Below are 19360 nucleotides of genomic sequence, written 5' to 3'. Positions count from 1 at the left end.
TTCGCTGTGGTAGATCGGGAAGAGCGCAGGGTGTATTGACGCAAGAGGGAGCGGGCGGTCCGCCGGCCTCGGCCGACCGCCCGCGGAACTACCTGCAACTGACTACTGCTCTGCCGGGGTCAGTTCCCACCCGGTGACGACCGCGTTCGATTCGAAGCCGTCGGCGGTGCGGGCGCGGGCCTGGATCTCCAGGTACGGCCAGTCGTGTGTGGTGTAGCGGATGGTCGCGTTGCCGTTCTGGTCGGCGGTCACGGTCTGGAAGGTTTCGCCGAAATCGGCGGACCAGGCGAACTCGGCGACCTCGGGCGAATCCGTGCGCAGGACGATCGTCACCTCCTGGCCGACCACCGGCGGCGGGGTGCCGTCGCCGGGGAAGTCGGGCGAGCTGATCACCGGCTGCGGAACCCGCACCCACACGTAGAGGTTGGCGGTGATCTCGGGGGAGACGACACCGCTCGCCGTCCGGCTGGTGACGGTGAGGAGGTTGTCGCCGCGCCGATCGGGCGTGACGGTCGCGGCTGCCCGGCCGTCAGCGTCCGCGGTGACCGTCGTCGCCGGGCCGCCGTTCAGCGAGTACGTGAACGACGCGGTGCCCGGCACCGCGCTCCAGAAGCTGATCGCTCGTGGCTCTCCGGCCCCCGCGTCCGGATTCCCGTCGTGCACCTTCGGATCGTGGTCGATCACCAAGAAGGAGTAGTGCGCCTCGGCCGAGCGGTTCAAGGTGCGGTCGATCGCCTGGACGGTGATGTCGTTCGTCCCGAACCCGCGCGGAGTGATGGTGACGGTGGCCTGGCCGTCGTCGCCGACCGGCACCTCGCGCAGCCCCGAGTTGCCGGCCGACGAATAGCGGAACTTCACCACATCCTGGTCGCCGCCGGCCACCGCGAAGGTGAACTTCCCCGGGACGCCGGGGCCGCCGGCGGGCCGGCCCTCCGGATAGTCGGTGGAGGTCACCGTCGGCGCGTGGGGCCGGGTCGTGTCGACAGCGAAGTCGCAGACGGGCGACCAGTCCGACACGGCGCCATCGGCGTCCGTGGCGCGGGCTGTCAGCTGGTAGTGGCCGCCGTCGACCAGGGTGGACGGCAGCGTCGTGAGCACGCGGCTCGGGGAGGACAGCACCGGTGGGGTCCACTCGACGCGCTGTTCCGGGTGGTCGACCGGCCAGAACGCGAACGCCGGGGTCAGCTTCTCGCCCTGGACCCTACCCAGGTCGGGATCGGTGAAGTTGGCGCTGACCTGCGGGGTGGTGGTGCCGACCGAGATCTCGTCGGGGCCGCAGGCGAGACCTGCGACGGTCAGCGACGTCGGGATGGCCGGCGGCTGGTTGGCCGCTGCCGCCGAGACGGCGGAGGGGGACAGGCTGAGCAGGGCGGCCGCTGTGGCGGCTGTGAGAACGCGATAGGAACGTGGGGTCATCAATCCTCCGTAGAGCATGACGGGTGCCGATGTTGCACGCGGGATCGTATCGAGGACCTGCGACATATTTTCGCGTCCGGCGGTCAGTCGACGGCGGGGCGAGGAGCCTTGACCGGGGCATTGTGGGGTGCGTAATCTGGCAGTGGTGAAACGTTTCATGAATGCCTGCCCCCGGCTCGAAGGATCGTCATGACCAACGCCGCTGTCGCCGCGCTCCTCGCACGGTCGAATCGCCTCGGTGCGGACCCACGCACCACCAACTACGCCGGTGGGAACACCTCCGCCAAGGGCAGTGACCTCGACCCGGTCACCGGGGAGGCCGTCGACCTGCTGTGGGTGAAAGGTTCCGGCGGCGACCTGGGCACCCTGACCGAGCCGGGCCTGGCCGTGCTCCGCCTGGACCGGCTGCGCGCGCTGCCCGGCGTCTACCCCGGCGTCGAGCGCGAGGACGAGATGGTCGCCGCCTTCGACTACTGCCTGCACGGCCGGGGCGGAGCCGCCCCGAGCATCGACACCGCGATGCACGGCCTGGTCGACGTCCCGCACGTCGACCACCTGCACCCGGACGCCGGCATCGCGATCGCCACCGCCGCCGACGGGCCCGCGCTCACCAAGGAGATCTTCGGCGACCGGGTGCTCTGGGTGGACTGGCGACGCCCCGGCTTCCAGCTCGGCCTGGACCTCGCCGCCGCCGCGCGGGCGAACCCGCAGGCCATCGGGGTGATCCTGGGTGGACACGGAATCACCGCGTGGGGCGCCACCAGCGACGACTGCGAGGCGAACTCGCGGGAGATCATCGACACGGCCGCGGCCTACATCGCGGAGCACGGCCGCAGCGCGCCTTTCGGCGCGACGACGAACCCGGCACTGCCCGATGACGTACGAGGCAAGCGCGCCGCCGCCCTCTTCCCGGTGATCCGCGGCCTCGCCTCCACCGACCGCCCCCAGGTCGGCCACTTCACCGACTCGGACGTGGTCCTCGACTTCGTCGGCGGCGAGCGCCTCGCCGAACTGGCCGCCCTCGGCACCTCCTGCCCCGACCACTTCCTCCGCACCAAGGTCAAGCCCCTGGTCCTCGACACCGCGCCGGACGCGCCGCTGGAGCGGGTCACCGACCGGCTCAAGGAGCTGCACGAGGCGTACCGCGCGGACTACCGCGCCTACTACGAGCGGCACGCCACCGCGGACAGCCCGGCGATCCGGGGTGCCGACCCGGCGATCGTGCTGGTCCCGGGGGTCGGCCTGTTCTCCTTCGGCGCCGACAAGCAGACCGCCCGGGTCGCCGGCGAGTTCTACGTCAACGCGATCAACGTGATGCGCGGCGCCGAGTCGATCTCCCGCTACGCCCCGATCGACGAGGCCGAGAAGTTCCGCATCGAGTACTGGTCGCTCGAGGAGGCCAAGCTCCAGCGCAGGCCGAAGCCGAAGCCGCTGGCGACCCGGGTCGCGTTCGTGACCGGTGGTGGCTCCGGAATCGGCCGGGCGATCGCGCTGCGGCTGGCCGCCGAGGGCGCCTGTGTCGTCGTCGCCGACCGGGACGGGGACACCGCGCGGGCCGTGGCGGGCGAGATCGGCGGTGCGGACCGGGCCGTCGCGGTGGTCGCCGACGTCACCGACGCGGCCGCCGTCGAGGCCGCCATGGAGCAGGCTGTGCTCGCCTTCGGTGGGGTCGACCTGATCGTCAACAACGCCGGCCTCTCCATCTCCAAGCCGCTGCTGGAGACCACCGAGCAGGACTGGGACCTGCAGCACGACGTGATGGCCAAGGGCTCTTTCCTGGTCGCGCGGGCCGCCGCACGGATCCTGATCGCGCAGGGGATGGGCGGCGACATCGTCTACATCTCCAGCAAGAACTCGCTCTTCGCGGGCCCGGACAACGTCGCCTACGGCGCCGCCAAGGCCGACCAGGCGCACCAGGTGCGGTTGCTGGCGGCCGAGCTGGGCGCTCATGGCGTACGGGTGAACGGGGTCAACCCCGACGGAGTCGTCCGCGGTTCGGGGATCTTCGCGGGCGGCTGGGGCGCGCAGCGCGCCGCCGTCTACGGCGTGCCGGAGGAGAAGCTGGGCGAGTTCTACGCGCAGCGCACGCTGCTCAAACGTGAGGTGCTGCCGGAGCACGTGGCCAACGCGGTCTTCGTGCTGGCCGCCGGCGAGTTGTCGCACACCACCGGACTGCACGTACCCGTCGACGCGGGCGTCGCGGCGGCGTTCCTCCGATGACGCACCGGTTCGCGGCGGTCGACCTCGGCGCGTCCAGCGGGCGGGTCGTCGTCGGCACGTTCTCCGGCGGGAGCCTCGGGCTCGAGGTGGTGCACCGGTTCGCCAACGATCCGGTGCGCGCGGGCGGCGTCCTGCACTGGGACATCCTCGGGCTGTACAAGGGTGTGCTCGACGGTCTCGCGAAGGCCGGGCCGGTGGACGGGATCGGGATCGACTCGTGGGCCGTGGACTACGGGTTCCTGGACTCGTCGGGGGCGCTGCTCGGCAACCCCGTCCACTACCGGGACGCGCGGACCGACGGGATCGCGGACCGGGTGCCGGACCTCTACGAGATCAGTGGGCTGCAGACGCTGCCGTTCAACACGGTCTACCAGTTGCTGGCGGCGGCCGGGACTCCGCAGTACGCGGCGGCTTCGACGATGCTGATGATCCCGGATCTGCTCGCGTACTGGCTGACCGGGGAGATCGGGGCGGAGTACACGAACGCCTCGACGACCGGGCTGCTCGACGTCCGTACCGGCGAATGGGCCTGGGGGCTGATCTCCGACCTGGGCCTGCGGGCGGAGCACTTCCCGGCGATCCGGCGTCCCGGTGACCTGATCGGGCACTTCGAGGGGACGCCGGTGGTCGCGGTCGGCTCGCACGACACGGCGTCGGCGGTGGTCGCGGTCCCCGCGGATCAGGAGGATTTCGCGTACGTCTCCTCGGGGACGTGGTCGCTCGTCGGGCTCGAACTGGACCGCCCGGTCCTCACCGCGGCGTCGCGCGAGGCGAACTTCACCAACGAGGGCGGGGTCGACGGAACCGTCCGGTATCTCCGCAACGTGATGGGGTTGTGGCCGCTGCAGGAGTGCATGCGGGAGTGGGGTTCGCCGGACATCTCGGACCTGCTGAAAGCCGCGGCGGAGGAGCCGGCCTTCGGTGCGGTCGTCGACTTGGACGATCCGGCCTTCCTGCCGCCCGGCGGCATGTCCGCCCGGATCCGGACGGCGGCCGGCCTGCCGCGGGACGCGTCACACCCCGCGATCACCCGGTGCATCCTGGACAGCCTGGCGCTCGCGCAACGGCGCGCGGTGCGCCAGGCCCGGGAACTCACCGGCCGCGATCCCCGGGTGGTGCACCTGGTCGGTGGCGGCGCCCGCAACGAACTGCTCTGCCGGCTGACCGCGGACGCCACCGGATTGCCGGTGCTCGCCGGGCCGGTGGAGGCGACCGCGCTCGGCAACGTGCTGGTGCAGGCGCGCGCCGCGGGCGTGGTCGAGGGCTCGCTACCGGCGATGCGCGCGCTGGTGCGGCAGACTCAACAGATCACGCGCTACGAGCCGCGCGGCGGCGACGGGCCCTGGCGGGCCGCCGCCGAGCGGGTGGGGAGGTGACCGTGCGGATCGCGCTCTTCGCGACCTGTCTCGCCGACACCCTCTTCCCGGAGGCGGCGAAGGCCACCGTCCGGCTGCTGGAACGGCTCGGTCACGAGGTGGTCTTCCCCTTCGAGCAGAGCTGCTGCGGGCAGATGCACGTCAACACGGGGTACCAGCGGGACGCGTTGCCGCTGGTGAAACGCTACGTCTCGGTGTTCGACCGGTATGACGTGATCGTCGCGCCGTCCGGGTCGTGCGTCGGGTCGATCCGGCATCAGCACTCCCTGGTCGCCTCGAACTGCGGCGAGCGCGGCCTGGCGGCCCGGGCGCAGGATGTCGGCTCGCGCACCTATGAGCTGTCCGAGCTGCTCGTGGACGTGCTCGGGGTGGAGGACGTCGGGGCCCGCTACCCGCACCGGGTGACCTACCACCCGACCTGTCACAGCCTGCGGATGATCCGGGTCGGTGACAAGCCGCTGCGGCTGTTGCGGCAGGTCCGCGGGTTGGAGCTGGTCGAGCTGCCGGCCGCGGAGCAGTGCTGCGGCTTCGGTGGCACGTTCGCGCTCAAGAACGCGGAGACGTCGGCGGCGATGCTCGCCGACAAGCTGACCAGTGTCGTCGCCACCGGGGCGGAGGTGTGCACGGCCGGTGACGCGTCCTGCCTGATGCACATCGGCGGTGGGCTACGTCGGAAGGAGACCGGTGTGCGGACCGTGCACCTGGCCGAGATCCTGGCCTCGACATGAGCGAGCTCGCGAGCGAAACGCGACGCCGGAGGAGAGCGGAGGTGGCGCCGTGAGTACCTTCCTGGGAATGCCGGTCACCGCGCCGAGCGGGGTCGGCAATCTGCGTGGGGACCGGACGTTCCCGGAGGCGGCGCACGACGCGCTCGCCGACGGGCAGCTGCGGCGTAATCTGCGGCACGCGACCACGACGATCCGCGGCAAGTCCGGCCGGGTGATCGCCGAGTTGCCCGACTGGCAGGAGCTGCGGACCGCCGGGTCCGCGATCAAAGCGTCCGTGCTGGCCCGGCTGCCCGAGCTGCTGGAGCAGCTCGAGGAGCGCGTCGTGGCGGCCGGTGGTGTCGTGCACTGGGCCGCGGACGCCAACGAGGCCAACGCGATCGTCACCGACCTGGTCCGGGCCACCGGCTCGGAGCGGGTCATCAAGGTCAAGTCGATGGCGACCCAGGAGATCGGGCTCAACGAGGCCCTGGAAGCGGCCGGGATCCAGCCGGTGGAGACCGACCTGGCCGAGCTGATCGTGCAGCTGGGCGAGGACAAGCCGAGCCACATCCTGGTGCCGGCCATCCACCGGAACCGGTCCGAGATCCGGGAGATCTTCCTGAGGGCGATGCCCGGCGTCGACCCGGGGCTGACCGACGACCCGCCGGTGCTGGCCGCGGCCGCGCGGAAATATCTACGGGAGACGTTCCTGTCCACCCGGGTCGCGGTGAGCGGGGCGAACTTCGCGATCGCGGAGACCGGGACGCTCGCCGTGGTCGAGTCGGAGGGCAACGGGCGGATGTGCCTGACCCTGCCCGACACGCTGATCACCGTGATGGGCCTCGAGAAGGTCGTGCCGACCTGGCAGGACCTCGAGGTGTTCCTGCAACTGCTGCCGAGGGCGTCGACCGGCGAGCGGATGAACCCGTACACGACCATGTGGACCGGGGTCACGCCCGGGGACGGGCCGCAGAGCTTCCACCTGGTGCTGCTCGACAACGGGCGCAGCGCGGTGCTCGCCGACCGCGCCGGGCGGGCGGCGCTGCACTGCATCCGGTGCTCGGCCTGCCTGAACGTGTGCCCGGTGTACGAGCGGACGGGTGGGCACGCCTACGGGTCGGTCTACCCCGGACCGATCGGGGCGGTGCTGTCGCCGCAGCTCACCGGGGTCGAGGACAACGCGTCGCTGCCGTACGCGTCGTCGCTCTGCGGGGCCTGCTTCGACGCCTGCCCGGTGAAGATCGACATCCCGTCGATGCTGGTGCACCTGCGCGACAAGGCGCCGCATTCGCGCATGGAGCGGGCGGTGATGCGGGCCGCGGCGTACACGATGAACCATCCCAGGCTGTACGCGCGGGCGCAGCGGGCCGCCAAACTGGCCCGGATCGCCGGGCGGCGCGGGCGGGGGCTGCCGCCGCCGCTCTCCAGCTGGACGACGGCGCGCGACCTTCCGGAGCCGCCGGAGCAGACGTTCCGCGATTGGTGGGCACGGCGATGAACTCACGCGAGCTGATCCTGGGACGGGTGCGGGCGGCGCTGAGGGACGAGCCGGTGCCGGCTCCGGTGCCCCGGGAGTACCGGCGCTCGTTCCCGGCGGCCGACCTCGAGCTGCTGGTGAGCCGGCTGATCGACTACAAGGCCGAGGTACACCGGGTCGGCGAGGACGCGGTCGCGGCGACCGTGTCGGGGATCGTGGGCGGGACCGTGGTCGTACCGGAGGGGCTGCCGGTGTCCTGGCGCCCGGCGGGTGCCCTCGTCGACGAGGACCTGGCGCCGGACCGCATCGCCGCGGCCGACGCGGTCCTGACCGCCGCGGCCGTGGCCGTGGCGGAGACCGGGACCATCGTGCTGGACGCCTCGCCCGATCAGGGCCGGCGGATCATCAGCCTGCTGCCGGACACGCACCTCATCGTGCTGCGCCCGGAGCAGGTGGTGGCGTCCGTGCCGGAGGCGGTCGCCCGTCTCGACCCGTCACGCCCGCTGACCTGGATCAGCGGCCCCTCCGCGACCAGTGACATCGAGCTGAACCGGGTCGAGGGCGTCCACGGGCCCCGCCACCTGCACGTCCTGCTGCTGGATCGGACCGCGGCCGGATGACGCGTCCGCGGCCGCCCTGGCCTCCCACGCGTCCACGAGCGCCTGGACGAAGGCGCGGACCAGCGCGCTCTCACCGGTGCCGCGCCACACCGGCACGTACTGCAGGACCGGCCCATCGACGATGGGCAGGAAGGTGATGTTCCGGCGTGACCGGGTGCTGATCGAGGTCGACCCGATCGGGGAGATCACGGTGCCGGTGCTGATCGCCGTCAGCGCCTCCTCGAGGGTGGTCACCCCGGCCCCGCGCCGGATGGGGCGCCCGGACGGTGTCACGGGCGGAGTGTGCGCCGCCCACACGTAGTCCGGGACAGGCCCGTCCAGGTAGATCACCGGATAGTCGCCGAGGTCCTCCATCTCGACCCGGTCGCGATCGGCGAGCGGATGATCGGCGGCGACGGTCAGCACGAGCGTCTCGGTGTGCAGCAGCGGCCCGACGACGAGATCGGGCTCACGGACCGGTAGCCAGAGCAGTGCGACGTCGATCCGGGCGGTGCGCAGCGCGGTGAACGGATCGGTCGGGATGATCTCGCGCATGCGCAGCTCACACTGCGGATGCCGGTGCCGGAACAATGCCACGCCGGCCGCGATCTCCTGGTGGTGGGTGTCGTACGTGCCGACGCTCAGCGTGCCGGCGTGGCCACGGGCGCCGGCGGCGGCCTCGTCGAGGCCCGCCATGATCTCGCCGTAGCCCGCGTGGAGCCGGTCACGGAGCCGCTCGCCGAGCGGGGTGAGGCGCACGCTGCGGCTGGTCCGCTCGAACAGGGCGCCGCCGATCCGGCGCTCCTGCTGCTTGATCGACTGGCTGACGCGTGCCTGGGAGACGTGGAGGCGTTCGGCCGTACGCCCGAAATGGAGCTCTTCGGCGAGCGTCAGGAAGATCTCGATGTCACGCAGCTCCATCAGACCGCCTCCTCCCGCTCACGCTGTGCCCGGTCGGCTGTGATCCTAGACTCGGACCACAATGGACGACCTCGGACGATAACCGCTGGGTTAAGTGCCGGTTCGATCTTCCGCGTTGTTCGTGCCGGTGGTCGCGGCGATCGTGAGTTCCATGAAGGAACCGTTGATCGACATCGTCGCGGCGCCGGATCCCCCCGGGGCGGCACGGTGGCGGGCCGTGGCGCCGGGCGGCGTCGTGGCCGGGGTGGCCGGGCTGTGGCCGGTCCTCCCCTTCGGGCACGACCTTCTGCCGCCCCCGGCTCCGGCTGTACGGCCGGACGCCGCCGAACTGAGCCTGCACGTCGAGCCGGCGTGGCGGCGTCGCGGGATCGGCTCCCGGCTCCTGGAAGCCGTCCGGGCGCGGGCGACCGGGCCGTGCCTGGTCGCGGACGTGGCGGTGGACTCGGCGGGGGAGGCGTTCTGCCTGCGGCACGGGTTCCGGCGCACCGGATCCAGGCGGCACGGCCTGCTCGTCTACTCCGAGGTTCATCCGGCCTGGCTGGGTGAGCTGATCGACGCCGGGCACCCCGGGTATCTGCTGACCCACTGGAGCGGGGGCCTCGCCGGCCCGCCCCGCCTGCTCCATGGCTCCGCCGGACTTCGTGGCCCGGGTCTCTCCGGCAACGCCGTGCTGACCGCCGCGGGCGCGGGCGGTGACGTGGCGGCTTATGCCGTGGCGGTCGCCGACGAGTTTCCGCTGCCCCGCGCCCGTCAGTACGGGCCCACGGTCCTTCCCGGCCACCGTGGACGGCGGCTGGGGCGCTGGGTCAACGCCGCCCTGATCCAGCGACTGCGCGAGGTCCACCCGCACGTCGACGAGATCGAGACCGCCGCCGCCGAGGACGACACCCACCTGCTCGCCGTGCACGAGCACCTGGGCTTCCAGCCGCTGCGGCGGACCCAGGTCTATGAACTCGCCCTGCCCTGAGATCAAACCATTTGAGGAGAGCACCATGCAGAAGTTCGAAACCTCCACTCCGATCTCCGCTGTTCTCGAGGTTCCCTCGGGGCGGGTGGAGTTCGTCGCCGCCGAGCGGGCCGACACCACGGTGGAGATCTCGCCGGTGGATGCCGGTAAGAGCCGCGACGTCAAGGTGGCGGAGCAGGCCACGGTCGACTACGCCGACGGCGTGCTGCGGATCGTGGTGGCGGCGAAGAAGGTGGATCAGATCCTGGGCGCCAGTGGCTCGGTCGAGGTGAAGGTCGGCCTGCCGGCGGGTTCCCGGGTCGAGGTCAAGGCGGCCGCCACCGAGTTGCGGACCGCCGGGCGGCTGGGTGACGTCGTGTTCGACGGCGCGTACGGCACGGTGGAGCTGGACGAGGCGGCCGGGGTCCGCCTGACCAGCGCCGCCGGTGACGTCGTGGTCGGGCGGCTGGGTGGGTCCGCGCAGATCAGCACGGCGAAGGGGGACATCCGGATCGCCGAGGCGGGGCCCGGCACGGTGGTGTTGCGGACCGGGGCCGGGTCGATCTCGGTCGGTGCCGCGCCGGGTGTCTCGGCCGGCCTGGATGCCGGCACCTCCCACGGCCGGATCGACAACAGCCTCAAGAACGACGGCGTCACCGAGCTCAACATCCACGCCACCACCGCGTACGGCGACATCACCGCCCGCAGCCTCTAGACCGAGTGCCGCCGTGAGGCGCGGTACGGCCCGGGGCGGCGCGGGCCTCGCGCGAGACCTTCACGGGACTCGGCTCGAGCCTGGCCACAGGGCCCCACAGGTCGTACTCGGAAATGATTTTGATCTGTAGTGGGTCGTCGTTACAAGCGGCCGGTGGCACCGCTCGCGGTCGTCTCGGGATGCGGTGGGGTGGTCTGACGGCCGCGAGGGGGCTACCCGCCGCACGTCAGGCGGCGGCCAGTTCGGTGGAGAGGGCCTCCATCACCGTGGAGACCTCGTCGGCCTGGGCGTGCAGGTCGTCCAGCAGCCTGCCGGAGTCGGCCGGGTGCTCGTGGGCGCAGGTCTCCAGTTCGGCGCAGAGGCCGGCGAACCGGTTGGCGCCCAGGGTCGCCGATGAGCCCTTCAGGCTGTGTGCCAGGCGGGCCAGGCCGCGGGTGTCGCCGGCCGCCGCGGCGTGCTCCATCCGGTCCAGGACGTCGGGGAGGCGGCCGACGAAGTTGTGCAGGATCTCGGCGAGGCGTGCCGGGTCTCCGGCCTCGCCGACGAGGCCGGAGACGCAGGCACGGATGTTCTCCGGCTCGCCCGTCGGGATGGGCCGGACCGGAGTGCTCCCGGTGACGGCCGCGGCCCGGGCGGCGTAGCCGGCCAGACCGGCCAGAGCCACCTCGGAGGGCCAGACCGGTGCGCCCACCGGCTTCGGGGCGGCCGGGGCCAGGTCGGCGGGCTCGGCCGTGGCGGCGGCGGTGGCGAGGACGGCGTCGAGTTCGGGCTCCTGGATGGGTTTGGCGAGGAAGTCGTCCATGCCGGCGCGCAGGCCGGCGGTCCGGTCGTCGACCATCACGTTGGCGCTCAGGGCGACGATCCGCGGGGTGCCGTGCACGGGCGGGTCGGCGCGGATGCGTTCGGTCGCGGTGAGGCCGTCCATCACCGGCATCTGCACGTCCATCAGGACGAGGTCGTACGGGTCGGCGTGCGCGGCGGCGACCGCCGCGGCACCGTCGGCGACGATGTGCACCCGATGGCCGCGGCGCTCCAGCAGCAGCTCCGCGACCCGCTGGTTGACCGGGTTGTCCTCGGCCACCAGCACCCGCAGCGGCTGGGTGGGTGGCGCGACCGGCGGCGGTTTCGAAGGCACCTCCCGCAGCGTGGCCGGGCGCAGCAGCAGCGTGACCGTGAAGGTCGAACCCTGCCTGAGCCGGCTCTCCACGGTGATGCCGCCACCCATCGCCTCGGCCAGCCGCTGGCTGATCGCCAGGCCCAGGCCGGTTCCCGCGTATCTGCGCCCGATCGACGCGTCCACCTGGAAGAACGGGTGGAACAGCCGATCCATCCGATCGGCCGGGATGCCGATCCCGGTGTCCCGCACCGAGATCTGCAGCGCCACCTGACCGGACGATACGGCGGACGCGGAGACGTTGACGGTGATCGCGCCGTGGTCGGTGAACTTGACCGCGTTGCCCAGCAGGTTCAACAGGATCTGGCGGATCCGCCCGGCGTCCCCGGCCAGCACCTTCGGACAGTCCGGCGCCAGGTGGGTGGAGAGGTGCAGGCCCTTGGCCTCGGCGGTCAGCGTGACCAGGTTCATCACCTGCTGCAGACAGCCAGGCAGGTCGAACGGCTGCTCGTCCAGGCTCAGCTCGCCGGCCTCGATCTTGGAGAAGTCCAGGATGTCGTTGATGATCACGAGCAGGGAGCCGCCGCTGGAGTGCACGGTCTCGACCAGCTCCCGCTGTCTGCTGTCCAGGTCGGTATCGAGCAGCAGGCCGGTCATTCCGATCACGGCGTTCATCGGCGTACGGATCTCGTGGCTCATCGCGGCCAGGAACGCCGACTTGGCGGCCGCCGCCGCCAACGCCTCGTCGCGGGCCGTCGCCATCATGACCGTCGACGCGTTGACCGCGCGGGCCATCTGGGCCAGCTCCAGCGGCCCGGTCACCTGGGCCTGCCGGCTCAGGTCGCCCTCCAGCACCCGTTGCGCGGCCGCGGTCACCTCCTTGGCCGGAGTGGTGATCCGCAGGGTGATCCACCGGGTCACGACGGCGACCATCAACGCGGTCGCCACCGACAACGCGACGATCAGCTGCCGGGTTCGCTGAGAGCTGTCCTTGGTGGCTTTCATCTGGACGCGGATCTGGGCCTCTTCGTACCGGTGCATCTCGCTGATCAGGGATTCCAGCGGCTCGGTGTCGTTGTCCGGGAGCTTGGCCGCGCCGCTCGTCACGGCCGCCCCCAGCGTGCCGATCCAGTCCTGGACGAGTGGTTCCACCTGATCGAGATAGCTCATGACGACCGGGTCGGTGGCGGGGTTACGGCGCAGCTCGTCGATGTTCTCGGTGATCGCTCCTGGGGAGGCGTGGAACATGTCCACCGATCGGGGATTGCCGGGCTGCTGGTAGCTGTGGCTGATCCGGTCCAGGGCCCGGACCGAGTCGCCGAGCTCATTGATCTGAGCCAGCACGGTGTGTGAGTCCCTGAGCGTCTCCTGGCTCTCCTCCAGACTCCGGATCCGGACGGTCGCGCCGGTCCCGACGACGGCAAGGCCGAGCAGCGTGAGCAGGAAGCCGATGGAGAGCATCCGCCCGACGGTCCACCCCGCGATCCGACCACCGCGAGTCTTCACAGCGATTACTATAAGTAACGTGACATCGGTTCTGGTCGTGGACGACGATCCGACCGTGCTGGAGATCGTGGAGACGGTGCTGCGGTCCGGTGGCCTCGAGGTGGAGGCCCGCCGGAACGGCCAGGACGCGCTGCGCGCCGCTCACGAGCACGTGCCCGACATCGCGGTTCTCGACGTCATCATGCCCGATATGACCGGCCTGGAGGTCTGTCGTGCGCTGCGCGAGGACGCGGTGACCGCGGACATCCCGATCCTCATGCTCACCGGGCGTGGCCAGTGGCTCGACGTAGCCTCCGGGTTCGATGCCGGCGCCGACGACTACCTGGTCAAACCGTTCACCGCGCAGGACCTGCTGACCCGGATCGAGGCGCTGACCGGGCCGGGCACCGGCCGGTAGCGAGCCGGCCGGTCAGAGATCCCCGGCCGTTTCGGTCCCGGTCGGCAGGATCAGCCTCAGGTACGCCGTTCCGCCCGCGCTGCGCAGCCCGACGCTGCCGCCGTGCCGGGTGACCACCGCCCGCGCCAGGATCAGCGCCATCGCGTTCTCGCCCGTCTCACCGGTGGTGAACAGCCGGTCGGTGGCCTGTTCCGGCGGTAGCGGGAAGCAGACCTGCCATCGGTCCGCGTCACCCGTTGCCTCGATCGCAGCGGGGCCCTCCAGGACCCGTACCGCGCTGAGGATCCGGGTGAAGATCCGTCCCAGCCACTCCCGGTCCCCGGTGACCGGGCCGGTCGGTGGGACGACGTTGCAGGTCGCCCCGGCCTCGGCGGCCACCTCGCTGAGCAGTTCGGGCAGGTCGAACTCGGCTCGGTCCAGCGGGATCGCCCCGCTTTCGAGCCCGCTGATGGTGGAGATCTCGGTGGCGACCGCGTCGATCCGGTGCAGGTTGCGAGCGATCAGTGCGAGGCCCTCGTCGAGCGCCGGGTCACCGGTGTGCTCCGGGAGGATGTCGAGCATGCCGAGGGCCGCGGTCAACGGCGTGCGTAACCCGTGCAGCAGGGCGGTGACCAGCTCGGTCTTGGTGGCGGCCAGCTCGGCCAGCGTGCGGTTGTGCCGGCGCAGCCGGCGGCGCAGCTCTGCCTCGGTGCTCGGGGGGAGTGCCTCGGGCGTACTCAAATCAGGATTGCCGGGGTGAGGGCGACATTCAGGATCGCCGGGGTGAGGCCGAGAATCAGGTTTGCCGGGGTGAGGGCGACGGCGCCGCGTCGGAGGTGGGCGACTCGGTGCGGGCTCGGCAAGGGTGCTCCTGGATTTCGGTACGTCCGTGTACGTGAACAGCCACAATCTACGATCATGAGCAAGATCACGGGGCAGAACCGGTCCAGGCGGATCCGGTGGACGGGTGCCGGCATCATCGCGGCGGGCGTCGCCGCCGGCGTGGTGCTCGGCGTCGTGCACCACCGTCAGGGCGGGCCGAAGATGGCCGAGGTGGTCGCGGTCGCCGTCGAGAAGGGCGCGGTCACCCTGGACGTGGCCACCACCGGCACGGTCGAGCCGGCCACCGTCCGCGAGTTGTCGTTCGCGGTCACCGGCACGGTCGAGTCGATCGCCGCGCGGGCCGGGACGAAGGTGAAGGCCGGGCAGATCCTGGCCACCGTCGACAACACCGGCGCGACGGGCGACGTGGACGACGCCGAGATCAGCCTGAGCGACGCCGCGGCCCGCCTCAGCACCGCCCAGGGGCAGGCTGCCGCGGTCACCGCCCGGGCGACCGCGTGCGCCACGCCGCCCCAGGGACACCCTGCCGGGGCCGCCTCGGCGGCCGCGACCACATCCGTGGCCGCCTCCGCGGCCGCGACCACGTGCACCACCCCGGGTTATCCCGACACCGGCGACCCGATCCTCTCCGCGCAGCAGGCGGTCAACCGGGCCCGGCAGGCGGTGGCCCAGGCCGTGGCGGCGCTGGCCGGCACCGTGATCGTGGCCCCGATCGCGGGCACCGTGGTCTCCGTCGCGGGCGGCGTCGGCGACACGGTGGCGAAGGGGAAGACCTTCGTGACCCTGGCCGGCACGTCCGGCATGCAGGTCGTGGCGAACTTCCCGGAGGCGGACGCCGGCTCGCTCAAGGTCGGCCGGAGCGGCACGATCACGCTCGCCGACCACGACGACCCGCTGGCCGGCACCGTGGTGCAGGTCGACCCGGTCGGGACCTCGGACGGCACCCTGGTCCGGTACGGCGTGCTGCTCTCCTTCGCCGCCGCCCCCCAGGACCTGCTGATCGGGCAGTCCGCCGAGGTGCGGGTCCGGGTCGGTGAGTCCAGGGACGTGCTGCGCGTGCCGTCCACGGCGGTGCACGACATCTCCGGGAGCTCCGGCACCGTGCTGGTTCACGACGGCAAGCGGTCGAGCGAACGGGCGGTGACCGTAGGGCTGCGCGGTGACCAGTACACCGAGGTGACCGGCGGGCTCACCACGGGGGAACAGGTCGTGCGTTCCTGGTGATCGGGGAATACCGCCGAACACCCCACCACGAACCGGTCGCAGCGGACATGATGGCGTGGTGAAAGCCCTCCGCACCCCCAGTACGGCGGTCAACGCCCTGCTGGCACTACTGATCGTCGGCGCCGCGATCTGGGGCGTCAATCTTCTCCGGGGCCCTTCCTCCGGCAACAAGGCGAAAGCCACGGACGTCCGCACGGTCACCGTCTCGCAGGGCACGGTCACCAAGACCGTCCACGCCGACGGGGCCGTGGCGAGCGCCGCCACCGCCGCCGCGAACTTCACCACCTCCGGCACGGTCGACAGCGTCAAGGTCAAGGTCGGTGACAAGGTGGCCAAGGGCCAACTGCTGGCCCACGTCGACGCCGCCGGCGCGCAGCGCTCCCTGGACCTGGCCAAGGCCAACCTGGACGCCGCGAACGACGCCCTGGACCGGGCGCAGGCCGCCCACACCGGCACCACCATCGCGCAGAACGAGGTCACCTCGGCCAAGCTGGCCGTGGACGACGCCGCGGCCGCGGTCGCCGGCACCAAGCTGACCGCTCCGATGGCCGGCACGGTCACCGCGATCAACGGCTCGCTGGGCTCGTCCTCTGCCGTCTCCGCCACCGGCGGTGGTTCGAGCGGGAGCGGGGCTTCGGCCTCCTCCTCGGGCTTCGTCGACATCGCCGACCTGACCAGGCTGCAGATCACCGCGGGCTTCTCCGAGTCCGACACCACCGCGCTGAAGACCGGGCAGTCCGCGACCGTCACCTGGAACGCCCTGAACGGCGTGGAGACCACCGGCCAGGTGCTGGCCATCGCCCCGACCGCGACGACCGGCAACGGCGTGGTCACCTACGCCGTGACGGTCAGCCTGCCGACCCCGCCGGAGGGTGCCAAGCCCGGCCAGACCGTCACCGTCTCGGTGGTCACCGGCAGCGTCGCGAACGCCCTCAAGGTCAACTCGGCGGCGGTCACCGTGGCCGGCCGGCGGTCGACCGTGACGGTGCTCGACAGCGCCGGCCGGCAGCAGATCCGGCAGGTCGAGATCGGGGTCGAGGGCGACGACGCATACCAGATCCTCTCCGGCCTGACCGCCGGCGAGAAGGTGGTCGTGCCGACCAGCACCACCACGACCGGCAACTCGAACCTGCGCGGTGGCGGCTTCGGCCCCGGTGGTGGCGGCTTCAGCGGGGGCGGCGCTCCGCCCGGTGGTCGCTGAGCCATGGCGGCGACCCGGCCGGTCCTGGACGTCCGCGACCTGTGCAAGGTGTACGGCGAGGGCGAAACCGCCGTTCGCGCGCTCGACGGTGTGTCGTTTCGGGTGGAGCACGGTGACTATGCGGCGATCATGGGACCGTCCGGGTCGGGCAAGTCGACCCTGATGAACATCATCGGCTGCCTGGACGTCCCGAGCTCCGGTAGGTACCTGCTCGACGGGGTGGATGTCGGCCGGCTCACCGAGAGCCAGCTCGCGCTGGTGCGCAACCGGTTGATCGGGTTCGTCTTCCAGGCGTTCAACCTGATCCCGCGTACGTCGGCGGTGGCCAACGTGGAGCTGCCGCTGGCGTACTCCGGGATGCGCCCCGCCGAGCGGCGGCGTCGCGCCCTGTTCGCGCTCGACTCGGTCGGCCTCGCGGACCGGGCCGACCACGAGCCGAACCAGCTCTCCGGCGGCCAGCAGCAACGGGTCGCGGTGGCCCGTGCGCTGGTCACCGGGCCGGCCCTGCTGCTCGCCGACGAACCGACCGGCAATCTGGACAGTCACGCGACGCAGGAGTTGCTCGTCGTCTTCGACGACCTGCACTCGGCCGGGCGCACCATCGTAATGATCACCCATGAGGGCGAGGTCGGAGCCCGCGCGGGCCGCCTGATCAAGGTCCGGGACGGGCGGGTCACCTCTGAGATCCGGCGGAGCGCGGCATGAGCCCTACGGAGATCCTGGGTTTCGCTCTGCGCGGACTGTCGGCGAACAGGCTGCGGTCGGCGCTCACGATGCTGGGCATCCTGATCGGCGTCGCCGCGGTGATCCTGCTGGTCGCGGTCGGCAACGGCTCGGCCCAGGCGATCGCCGACCGGATCTCCGCACTCGGCGCCAACACCCTGACGGTGACGAGCACCAGCCGGACGACCGGCAGCGGCGGCCTCAGCCCGCAGGTCGCCGAAGCGCTCGACGACCCGACGCTGGCGCCCGACGTGAAGTCGGTGTCGCCGGTGGTCAGCACGTCGGCCACGCTCACCTACGAGGGCACCGACCACGAAGTCAGCTCTTTCGTCGGCACCACACCGGACTGGTTCGCCGCCTCCAACTTCCCGGTCCGGATCGGCGAGCTCTTCACCGACGACGACGAGGCCCAGGCCCGGCGGGTGGTGGTGATCGGGCAGACCGTCGCCGAGGAGCTGTTCGCCGATGCCGACCCGATCGGCGCGCAGGTCACCGTGGGCGGCGCGCTGTTCACCGTGGTCGGCGTGCTGGAGGAGAAGAGCTCCGGCGGCTTCAGCGACGCCAACGACATCGCCGTCGCGCCGATCTCCGCGGTCCGGCAGGTGCTCGCCGGCTACGGCCCGCTCAGCTCGATCCTGGTCGAGGCCCGTGACTCCGCTCAGGTGGACACCGTGGAGGGTGAGATCGCCACGATCCTGAACCGGAGGATGCCGGCCGGCAGCGACGGGACCGTGGCGTACCGGATCCAGAACGCCGCCCAGTTGCTGCGGACGCAGACCGAGACCGCCGACACGTTCACCACGCTGCTCGGCGCGGTCGCCGCGATCAGTCTGCTGGTCGGCGGCATCGGGATCACCAACATCATGCTGGTCACGGTCACCGAACGGACCCGGGAGATCGGCATCCGCAAGGCGCTCGGCGCGCCCCGCCGGTTGATCCTGGCCCAGTTTCTGCTCGAGGCGACGCTGCTCAGCGTCATCGGCGGTGGCCTGGGCGTGGCCGCCGCGCTGATCGGCGCCAGGTTCCGGATCGCCGGGGTGCAGCCGGTGATCGTGCCCAGCTCGGTCGTGCTGGCCCTGGGCGTCTGCGTGCTGATCGGACTCTTCTTCGGCGGACTGCCGGCGGCCCGCGCGGCCCGGCTGCGGCCGATCGACGCCCTGCGCTACGAGTGAGGAGACCCTTGTCATGATCGACGACACCGAGACGCTGCCGCGTACTCCGTCCGAGGCCGAGCACGAGAACCTCAACGAGGCCATCGCCGCCGCCGCGCCGCGTCGCTGGTGGAACCGGACGACCCTGGTCCTGGCCGGGTTCGTGTTGCTGGCCGGCGGTTTCCTCGGCGGGGTGCAGGCACATCAGCGGTGGGGTTCGTCGCCGGCCGCGTCCGCCACGTCGGCGCCGGGGAACGGATTCCCGGCCGGACCGGGAACGCCGAGCTTCGGCCCGGCTCCCGGCGGTGTCACCTCCGGAACCCTCAGCAGGGTGGACGGGACTACCCTCTACGTGCGGACCGAGAAGGGGGAGACGGTCACGGTACGAGCCACCGACACCACCCCGGTCAGCAGGACCGCTCTGGCGACGGTGGCGGACCTGACCGACGGGTTACGGGTGACGGTCCAGGGCACCGTGGACGCCGAGGGCGTGGTCACCGCGACCTCGATCAGCGCCGGGTGATCGGCGCGAGTCAGAGGCGCCGGAACACGATGACGCCGATCGCGATGGCGAAGGCGTAGAGCAGGATGATCACGCCCACCCAGCCGAACAGCAGCATGACCAGCGGGACCGTGATGAACAGCCCGGCGGACAGGACCGGCACGATCGGGAAGGCGGGCACCGCCGGCGCCGTGGCCGGACCGTCCATCCGGGCGACGAACTCCGGGTCGTGCTGAAGGTGGCGTTCCAGGTCGGCAAGGGCGCGGCGCTCGCTGTCGTTCAGCATCGATGTCACCCCCAGGGAAATCCCAATGGCTCCCTCAGGGTTACCCGGAGGTGGTCC

17 protein-coding genes and 1 pseudogene are annotated in these 19360 nt (G+C 71.6%); 13 read left to right on the top strand and 5 right to left on the bottom strand.

The features are described from left to right. Positions 1–102: 102 nt before the first annotated feature. The gene (locus CHC09_RS32300; protein WP_143232712.1) at positions 103–1416 is read right to left on the bottom strand and encodes a hypothetical protein; all 1314 of its coding nucleotides are present in this window, start codon (positions 1414–1416) and stop codon (positions 103–105) included. Between the two features lie 189 nt (positions 1417–1605). Here CHC09_RS32300 and CHC09_RS32295 point away from each other — a divergent pair, with 189 nt between their 5' ends. Genes CHC09_RS32295 through CHC09_RS47970 form a run of 5 tightly spaced genes read left to right on the top strand, consistent with a single transcriptional unit; the run spans position 1606 to position 7816 of the window. Continuing rightward, entirely contained in the window at positions 1606–3636 is a 2031-nt protein-coding gene (locus CHC09_RS32295; RefSeq protein ID WP_089297036.1) for a bifunctional aldolase/short-chain dehydrogenase, read from the top strand. Continuing rightward, a complete protein-coding gene (locus CHC09_RS32290) occupies positions 3633–5012 on the top strand; it encodes a rhamnulokinase (RefSeq protein ID WP_089297035.1) in 1380 nt (459 codons plus the stop codon). Before CHC09_RS32295 ends, CHC09_RS32290 begins: the two co-directional genes overlap by 4 nt. A gap of 2 nt (positions 5013–5014) precedes the next feature. Further along, entirely contained in the window at positions 5015–5740 is a 726-nt protein-coding gene (locus tag CHC09_RS32285) for a (Fe-S)-binding protein (protein WP_089297106.1), read from the top strand. A 49-nt stretch (positions 5741–5789) separates the two neighbouring features. Next, positions 5790–7217: a LutB/LldF family L-lactate oxidation iron-sulfur protein gene (locus CHC09_RS32280; protein WP_239138660.1), complete on the top strand. Its 1428-nt coding sequence runs from the start codon at positions 5790–5792 to the stop codon at positions 7215–7217. Then, positions 7214–7816, top strand: a complete 603-nt coding sequence (locus CHC09_RS47970) for a LutC/YkgG family protein (protein WP_089297105.1) — start codon at positions 7214–7216, stop codon at positions 7814–7816. Before CHC09_RS32280 ends, CHC09_RS47970 begins: the two co-directional genes overlap by 4 nt. A gap of 36 nt (positions 7817–7852) precedes the next feature. On the opposite strand, the pseudogene CHC09_RS32270 reads toward CHC09_RS47970, so the two are convergent. Further along, positions 7853–8716, bottom strand: a pseudogene (locus tag CHC09_RS32270) (LysR family transcriptional regulator); the annotation flags it as partial. Between the two features lie 151 nt (positions 8717–8867). On the opposite strand from CHC09_RS32270, the gene CHC09_RS32265 reads away from it, so the two are divergent. Both CHC09_RS32265 and CHC09_RS32260 read left to right on the top strand, forming a co-directional pair. Then, on the top strand, positions 8868–9683 hold the full coding sequence (locus CHC09_RS32265; RefSeq protein WP_143232711.1) for a GNAT family N-acetyltransferase: 816 nt from the start codon (positions 8868–8870) through the stop codon (positions 9681–9683). A gap of 25 nt (positions 9684–9708) precedes the next feature. After that, positions 9709–10377: a DUF4097 family beta strand repeat-containing protein gene (locus tag CHC09_RS32260; RefSeq protein WP_089297032.1), complete on the top strand. Its 669-nt coding sequence runs from the start codon at positions 9709–9711 to the stop codon at positions 10375–10377. 226 nt (positions 10378–10603) lie between these two features. On the opposite strand, the gene CHC09_RS32255 is transcribed toward CHC09_RS32260, so the two are convergent. Beyond that, positions 10604–12997 (bottom strand): ATP-binding protein, encoded by a 2394-nt coding sequence (locus CHC09_RS32255; RefSeq protein ID WP_239138661.1) that lies wholly within the window; start codon positions 12995–12997, stop codon positions 10604–10606. A gap of 19 nt (positions 12998–13016) precedes the next feature. Here CHC09_RS32255 and CHC09_RS32250 point away from each other — a divergent pair, with 19 nt between their 5' ends. Beyond that, complete coding sequence (locus CHC09_RS32250) at positions 13017–13394, top strand: response regulator transcription factor (protein WP_089297030.1); 378 nt, start codon at positions 13017–13019, stop codon at positions 13392–13394. 12 nt (positions 13395–13406) lie between these two features. Here the strand turns inward: CHC09_RS32250 and CHC09_RS32245 are convergent, their stop codons facing one another. Continuing rightward, the gene (locus tag CHC09_RS32245; protein WP_239138662.1) at positions 13407–14114 is read right to left on the bottom strand and encodes a sensor histidine kinase; all 708 of its coding nucleotides are present in this window, start codon (positions 14112–14114) and stop codon (positions 13407–13409) included. A gap of 177 nt (positions 14115–14291) precedes the next feature. Between CHC09_RS32245 and CHC09_RS32240 the strand changes: the two genes are divergently transcribed. The 5 genes from CHC09_RS32240 to CHC09_RS32220 are packed head-to-tail and all read left to right on the top strand — an operon-like array spanning position 14292 to position 19038. Continuing rightward, positions 14292–15440: an efflux RND transporter periplasmic adaptor subunit gene (locus tag CHC09_RS32240; RefSeq protein WP_089297029.1), complete on the top strand. Its 1149-nt coding sequence runs from the start codon at positions 14292–14294 to the stop codon at positions 15438–15440. A gap of 58 nt (positions 15441–15498) precedes the next feature. Beyond that, positions 15499–16641, top strand: a complete 1143-nt coding sequence (locus tag CHC09_RS32235) for an efflux RND transporter periplasmic adaptor subunit (protein WP_089297103.1) — start codon at positions 15499–15501, stop codon at positions 16639–16641. A 3-nt stretch (positions 16642–16644) separates the two neighbouring features. After that, the gene (locus CHC09_RS32230) at positions 16645–17346 is read left to right on the top strand and encodes an ABC transporter ATP-binding protein (RefSeq protein WP_089297028.1); all 702 of its coding nucleotides are present in this window, start codon (positions 16645–16647) and stop codon (positions 17344–17346) included. Next, positions 17343–18536, top strand: coding sequence for an ABC transporter permease (locus tag CHC09_RS32225; RefSeq protein WP_089297027.1), 1194 nt, complete (start codon positions 17343–17345; stop codon positions 18534–18536). Before CHC09_RS32230 ends, CHC09_RS32225 begins: the two co-directional genes overlap by 4 nt. A gap of 13 nt (positions 18537–18549) precedes the next feature. Beyond that, positions 18550–19038, top strand: a complete 489-nt coding sequence (locus tag CHC09_RS32220) for a DUF5666 domain-containing protein (protein WP_089297026.1) — start codon at positions 18550–18552, stop codon at positions 19036–19038. A 10-nt stretch (positions 19039–19048) separates the two neighbouring features. On the opposite strand, the gene CHC09_RS32215 is transcribed toward CHC09_RS32220, so the two are convergent. Beyond that, positions 19049–19303 carry a DUF3040 domain-containing protein gene (locus CHC09_RS32215; RefSeq protein ID WP_239138663.1) on the bottom strand — a complete coding sequence of 85 codons (255 nt, stop codon included), beginning with the start codon at positions 19301–19303 and terminating at the stop codon, positions 19049–19051. Positions 19304–19360: the final 57 nt, after the last annotated feature.

Source organism: Actinoplanes regularis, assembly GCF_900188005.1.
GTDB lineage: Bacteria > Actinomycetota > Actinomycetes > Mycobacteriales > Micromonosporaceae > Actinoplanes > Actinoplanes regularis.
The sequence above is the reverse complement of the archived record's forward strand: the minus strand, read 5'-3'. Positions and strand labels throughout refer to the sequence as shown.

Excerpts from the sequence above, each read along its gene's own strand:
- CHC09_RS32300 (WP_143232712.1), bottom strand. The coding sequence starts at position 1,416 with ATGACCCCACGTTCCTATCGCGTTCTCACAGCCGCCACAGCGGCCGCC.
- CHC09_RS32225 (WP_089297027.1), top strand. The coding sequence starts at position 17,343 with ATGAGCCCTACGGAGATCCTGGGTTTCGCTCTGCGCGGACTGTCGGCG.
- CHC09_RS32240 (WP_089297029.1), top strand. The coding sequence starts at position 14,292 with ATGAGCAAGATCACGGGGCAGAACCGGTCCAGGCGGATCCGGTGGACG.
- CHC09_RS32215 (WP_239138663.1), bottom strand. The coding sequence starts at position 19,303 with ATGCTGAACGACAGCGAGCGCCGCGCCCTTGCCGACCTGGAACGCCAC.
- CHC09_RS32295 (WP_089297036.1), top strand. The coding sequence starts at position 1,606 with ATGACCAACGCCGCTGTCGCCGCGCTCCTCGCACGGTCGAATCGCCTC.
- CHC09_RS32290 (WP_089297035.1), top strand. The coding sequence starts at position 3,633 with ATGACGCACCGGTTCGCGGCGGTCGACCTCGGCGCGTCCAGCGGGCGG.
- CHC09_RS32220 (WP_089297026.1), top strand. The coding sequence starts at position 18,550 with ATGATCGACGACACCGAGACGCTGCCGCGTACTCCGTCCGAGGCCGAG.
- CHC09_RS32230 (WP_089297028.1), top strand. The coding sequence starts at position 16,645 with ATGGCGGCGACCCGGCCGGTCCTGGACGTCCGCGACCTGTGCAAGGTG.
- CHC09_RS47970 (WP_089297105.1), top strand. The coding sequence starts at position 7,214 with ATGAACTCACGCGAGCTGATCCTGGGACGGGTGCGGGCGGCGCTGAGG.
- CHC09_RS32265 (WP_143232711.1), top strand. The coding sequence starts at position 8,868 with ATGAAGGAACCGTTGATCGACATCGTCGCGGCGCCGGATCCCCCCGGG.
- CHC09_RS32260 (WP_089297032.1), top strand. The coding sequence starts at position 9,709 with ATGCAGAAGTTCGAAACCTCCACTCCGATCTCCGCTGTTCTCGAGGTT.